Raw genomic sequence first — 5,491 nt, forward strand, 5'->3', positions numbered from 1 at the left:
CACGCTGGCAGCGCAATCGGCCTGGTCACAGGCCCTGCACCCGTGACTTACGGGAGGCCTTGACCTAACTTGAAGCCATGGGAGCCATGGCCAATCTGCGCATCGACACTGCCCGTGGCATCAACCTAGCCGCCACGATGCGCCTGCCCGATGGCGCCGCCCCATTCGACCCTGACGCATTCGATGACGCCGCCATACGCAGCGGTCAGGCAGTCGAGCCGCGCGAAGAAGGCGTTGTCATCCTCGCCCACGACTTCCTCACCGACCAGCACGGCTTGGAGCACCGCCTGGACAAGCTGGCGGAGCAGTACCGGCGCGCGGGCCTGGCCACGCTCCAGTTCGACTTCTCCGGGCTGGGCGAGTCCGACGATGACGTGATCACCCTCGCCGGCGAGATCGAGGACCTACAAGCGGTATCCGCCTGGCTTGCCAACCGCGGTTACGTCCGCCAGGCGATCCACGCCAACGGCTTCGGCGCCACCGCCGCCCTACTCGCCCGCCCCGCACAGGTGCGCACGGCAGTAGTCGCCGGGGCCGTAGTCGGCCCGCAGTCGATCCTGTGGGAGAACGTCTTCTCCCCCGAGCAGCTCGACGAACTGGACCGGCACGGGCTTACGCGCCTACCCGACGACAACCCGAACTCACGCGAGTGGGACGTAGTGAGCAAGGAGACTCTCGCCGATGTCTCGCTCCAGTCGCCCGATAAGACCATGGCCGACCTGCCCTGGCCCATCCTTATGCTGCACGGTGCTCTGAGCGAGGAGATGCCCGACACCGCCGAGGCAGCTGCCGCCGCATTCCCGCTGCTGCCCGAAGGCAGCCGCCTGCACCAGGTGCAAGCAGAGGGAGACGACGCCGCAAACGAGATCGCCCGCCTGAGTACCGAGTGGGTGACCCGCCGCCTGCGGTGAGCCACGCCGCGCACCTGCGCCCTCTCCCACCCCGCCGAGGTCGGTAGACGTTACGCACCGAGGTCGGTTGGAATCGCCGAGCGCACGGACGCCGCCCGCTTTTTCCGCCAGGGCGCCCCCGAGGCGGAAAAACTTCTGTTGGCCAGCTCACACCGCTCGCTTCGATACTCATGCGCACGGAGGACCAAACGCATGAGCACAGCACTGACCGACCTGATCACCGATGATCACGTGATCATCCACCAGCACGTGACGACCTGGCAACAGGCGATTGCCGCCGTCGCCCAGCCGCTTCTCGCGGACGGCTCCATCACCGCGGCATATGTCGACTCAATGATCGACGCCGTCGACCGGTTCGGCCCGTACATCGTGCTCTCGCCACATCTGGTCCTCGCCCACGCGCGGCCCGAGACGGGAGTGGTGCGCCAGGCGATGAGCGTCATGACCCTGGCGGACCCCGTCAGTTTCAACCATCCGGAGAACGACCCCGTCGACATTGTCTTCTGCCTGGCGGCCGTCGATGACGACTCCCACCTCAAAGCACTCCGGGAATTCGTCGCCATTGCAGGCAATCGGCCTCTGCAGGAACGACTGGTAGCAGCCGGCACCGTCGCAGAGTTCCAGCGAATCCTCCGTGGCGGCCGCTGACCCCGTTCTCGCCGCATCCCATCTCACGCCACAAGGTCAAGACACGAAGGAGTATCCCATGACCAGACCACTCGACATCTACTTCATTTGCGGCGCCGGGCTCGGCAGCAGCCTGGCCTGCCAGATGGAGGCCGAAGAGGTCCTCACCGCCGCGGGCGTCCGCGCCAACCTCGGACACGAGGCCATCTCCGGGATTCCTGGCGTGCGCGCGGACATCATCGTATCCGCGGAGAACTTCAAGCCCACGATCGAGAAGTACGAGCTCGACCCCGGCATCTCGTTCGTGTTCTTGAAGAACATCGTAGACAAGACCGAGATTGCCGCCAAGCTCCTCCCGGTCGTGCAGGAGAAGGCGGCCCAGGCATGAGCGTAATCAACTGGATTATCAACAACGTCCTCACCCAGGCCGGGATCATCATCGGCCTGATCGCCATGCTCGGCCTCATCCTGCAGAAAAAGGGTGTCGGCGCCGTCATCATGGGCACGTTCAAGACCATTCTCGGCTTCTACGTGCTCTCGGCGGGATCCGCCGTGCTGGTCACCACGCTGACCTACTTCGGCGTGATGTTTCAGGCGGCATTCCACACCACCGGAATCGTGCCGAGCATTGAGGCCGTCAACGGCTACGCCACCAACAACATGGGCCTGGGCGGGCAGATAGCGCTCGCCTTCCTGGGCATCTTCATCGTCAACATCCTGCTGGCGCGCTTCACGCCGTGGAAGTACATCTTCCTCACCGGCCAGGCCCTGCTGTGGATGTCCACCATGACCGTCATCTTCGGCTACGCCGCCGGACTGCGCGGCGCCGGCCTCATCCTCGCCGCCAGCGTGGTGGGCGGCTTCTTCTGCGTGGCCATGCCCGCCCTGGCGCAGCCCATCGTGCGCCGCATCACCGGCAACGACGCGATCGCACTGGGGCACTTCTGCACCATCGGTTACCTCGTAGAAGCGGGAGTCGCCTGGCTGGTGCGCAAGCGCAACGTCGAGAAGCAGCCCTCCACGGAGGACATCAAGCTCCCCCGCTCGCTGGAGTTCCTGCAGGACACCTACATGTCCCTCGCCGTGGTGATGACTCCCCTGTTCCTGATCGTCGCGGCAGTGGCCGGCCCCGAACCGGTGGCGGAAGACGTCGGCACCATGAACTACATGATGTACGCCTTCCTGCAGTCCATCCAGTTCGTCGTCGGCGTCTACGTGCTGATGGCCGGTGTGCGGCTGCTGCTGGGCGAGATCGTCCCCGCCTTCCGCGGCATCTCCATGAAGCTGGTGCCCGACTCCAAACCCGCGCTGGACTGCCCGGTGCTGTTCCCCTACGCCCCAAACGCGGTGGTCATCGGCTTCATCACCACCACGATCGGCACCCTGATCGCCATGGTGGCCCTTCCGGCCGTCGGCTTCGCGGTGATCGTGCCCGGCATGCTCACGAACTTCTTCGCGGGCGGCACCGCCGGCATCTTCGGCAACACCGTCGGCGGGCGCCGCGGCGCCATCATCGGCGGCGTGGTGCATGGCCTGTTCATCACGCTGCTGCCGGCGCTGTTGGTGACCACCTTCATGAACCTGGGCTTCCCCAACCTGTCCGCGACCGACGTCGACACCATCACCGCCGGACTGCTATTCGCCTACATCGTCCGCCCGATCATGAACGCACTGTGAGGCCTACGAGATGAGACTATTCCGCAGAAACCGCAGCCAGGATGAGCGCCGGTCCGCGCAGCCCGCCGACGGCGTCAAGGCAGGCAAGCCCGCCGCGAGCCCCGCGGCACCCGCCGCCGGCGACCAGGAGGCCCTGCGCGAACGCGCCGCCGCACTGGCCGCACAGCTGGAGGAACAGGCCGATCCCGAGGCGCGGATCAAGCTCCTCAACGAACTCGGCGGCGTCCAGCAGGAACTGGGCGATGCCACCGCCGCCATCGGCAGTTACGAGGCATCCATGGCGATCCGCGAGCAGTTCGGCCCGGCCTACAACGGCCTGCTCACGCTTTACAACGACCAGTTGAAGCAGGCAGCCAAGTCCCGCGACGACGCCGCCATCCAGCAGTGGACCGTGAAGCTCGACGAGCTGACCGCCCTGTCCAAGCGCGTCATGCGCTCGCAGTTCTAAGCAGGCGCCGCGCGCCGCGCACAGGGCGCATCGCCCGCGGTAGCCCGCAGTAATCGTTCACCCGTCAAGTCCCAAAAGGAAACAACCAATGTATATCCCCATCACCCCGATGCTCGCCGAGGCCCAGCGCGTGGGTTACACCGTCGGCGCCTTCAACGCCCACAACTTAGAAATGGTCCCAGCCATGATTCGCGCCGCCCGCGATCTGGGCTCCCCGATCATCATCCAGACCTCGCCCGGCACCGCCCGCTATGTGGGCATGAAGAACCTGGTGGCGGTGTGCCGGGCGATGGCCGAGGACGAGATCGTCGACGTCGCCCTGCACCTGGACCACGCCACCGACCTGACCGATATCCGCAACGCCATCGCGGCCGGGTACTCCTCGGTCATGTTTGACGGCTCCCAGCTGCCCTTCACCGAGAACGTGGCCAAGTCGCGCCGCGTCGTCGCCTTCGCCCACGAGCACGGGGTCTCCGTGGAAGCAGAGATCGGCACCATCGGCGGCACCGAGGAGGGCATCCGCAACCGTGAGGGCAAGTACACCCAGCCGGAGGAGGCCCAGCAGTTCCTAGCCGAGGTCGACTGCGACGCGCTCGCCGTCAGCATCGGCACCAACCACGGCCAGTTCAAGTCGAAGACCCGGATCGACCTGGACCTGCTGGGCCGCATCAACGACGCCGTCGACGTGCCCCTGGTGGTACATGGCGGCACCGGCGTAGACGAGGCGGATTACCCCGAGCTGACCGCCAAGGGCATCCGCAAGTTCAACGTCGGCACCGAGCTGCTGGTCGGCTGGACCCGCAAGGCGCAGGAGACCTTCGGGGCCACCAAGGTCAACAGCTCACTGCGCAACAACATCGTGCCCTGCAACGACGTCGTCGGCGAGACCGTCGCCCACAAGATCGCGCTGTTCATGGGGCGTCGTCCCGAATGAACCCGGCGGACTACGAGGCTGCGGTGAGGGGAGCAATCCTGGTCCTGGTCGCGGGCCTGCCCGGCACCGGCAAGAGCTACTTGTGCGCGCGTATCAGGGAACGCTTCCCGGGCTGCACGCAGGTGTCCATTGACGACATCAAGGAGAAGCTGTGGGAGGAGCACGGGTTCGACGACCTCGAGCAGAAGCAGGCCCTGGAGCGCAGAGCACTAGGGATCTTCTTCGATGAGATTGAAGCCGCGTTGAGTCCTGCCCCGCGCAGTAGGGTCATGCATGACGACTCACACGGTCCGATGGTGCTGTCCGATTACCCGTTCAGCGTGAAGCAGCTGCCGACGCTGCGGACACTGTGCGAGCGCCACGGCGCCACCGCGCTGACAATCCGCCTGACCGCCGACCTGGAGGTGCTGTTTGAACGCCAGCAGCGGCGGGACCTGGATCCCTCACGGCATCTGGGACACATCGTCGACCGGTACCATCGCGGCGACTCGCTCACGGATCGCAGCAGGGCCAGCGGCCTGCTGACCCGTGAGGAGTTCTACCGGCGCTGCACCACGCGCGGATACGACACCTTCCGGCTCGGCGAACTGCTGGAGGTGGACGCCACGGACCTGGACGCCGTTGATCATAAGGCGATCCTCGACTGGATCGCCGCACGGAGCTGAACCGTCATGACGAGTTTCGAGGATCTGCTGCAGATCCTCTCCGAGGAGCCACGTCCCTTCTCCTCCGGCGAGCTCGCGGCGCGGTTGGGAGTGTCCACCCGCACCATCCGCAACTACGTGACCGCCGCCAGTGAGCACTACGGGCGGGTGATCGCCTCATCGCACTCCGGCTACCGCCTGGATGCGTGCGCCTTAGCGCGGGTACGCCTACGGCCGGCGCCGGCCGGGG

General features: G+C 66.0%; 8 protein-coding genes. All 8 read left to right on the top strand.

The features are described 5' to 3' along the window. The first annotated feature begins 86 nt into the window (after positions 1 to 86). Entirely contained in the window at positions 87 to 911 is an 825-nt protein-coding gene (locus tag GZ997_RS10010; RefSeq protein ID WP_161925242.1) for an alpha/beta hydrolase, read from the top strand. A gap of 192 nt (positions 912 to 1,103) precedes the next feature. Next, positions 1,104 to 1,559: a PTS sugar transporter subunit IIA gene (locus GZ997_RS10015; protein ID WP_162679782.1), complete on the top strand. Its 456-nt coding sequence runs from the start codon at positions 1,104 to 1,106 to the stop codon at positions 1,557 to 1,559. Between the two features lie 58 nt (positions 1,560 to 1,617). Continuing rightward, a complete protein-coding gene (locus GZ997_RS10020; protein WP_161923541.1) occupies positions 1,618 to 1,926 on the top strand; it encodes a PTS sugar transporter subunit IIB in 309 nt (102 codons plus the stop codon). After that, the gene (locus tag GZ997_RS10025; protein ID WP_162679783.1) at positions 1,923 to 3,215 is read left to right on the top strand and encodes a PTS sugar transporter subunit IIC; all 1,293 of its coding nucleotides are present in this window, start codon (positions 1,923 to 1,925) and stop codon (positions 3,213 to 3,215) included. The genes GZ997_RS10020 and GZ997_RS10025 overlap by 4 nt, the downstream gene beginning before the upstream one ends. Positions 3,216 to 3,225: 10 nt before the next feature. Then, entirely contained in the window at positions 3,226 to 3,663 is a 438-nt protein-coding gene (locus GZ997_RS10030) for a hypothetical protein (protein WP_162679784.1), read from the top strand. 88 nt (positions 3,664 to 3,751) lie between these two features. Then, on the top strand, positions 3,752 to 4,597 hold the full coding sequence (locus GZ997_RS10035) for a class II fructose-bisphosphate aldolase (RefSeq protein WP_162679785.1): 846 nt from the start codon (positions 3,752 to 3,754) through the stop codon (positions 4,595 to 4,597). A 23-nt stretch (positions 4,598 to 4,620) separates the two neighbouring features. Next, positions 4,621 to 5,262 carry an AAA family ATPase gene (locus tag GZ997_RS10040; RefSeq protein WP_203234183.1) on the top strand — a complete coding sequence of 214 codons (642 nt, stop codon included), beginning with the start codon at positions 4,621 to 4,623 and terminating at the stop codon, positions 5,260 to 5,262. Positions 5,263 to 5,268: 6 nt separating this feature from the next. Continuing rightward, positions 5,269 to 5,491, top strand: a 223-nt coding sequence (locus tag GZ997_RS10045; protein ID WP_162679787.1) for a helix-turn-helix domain-containing protein, incomplete at its 3' end; no start/stop codon positions are given.

The organism is Actinomyces sp. 565 (genome assembly GCF_010365615.1).
Lineage (GTDB): Bacteria > Actinomycetota > Actinomycetes > Actinomycetales > Actinomycetaceae > Actinomyces.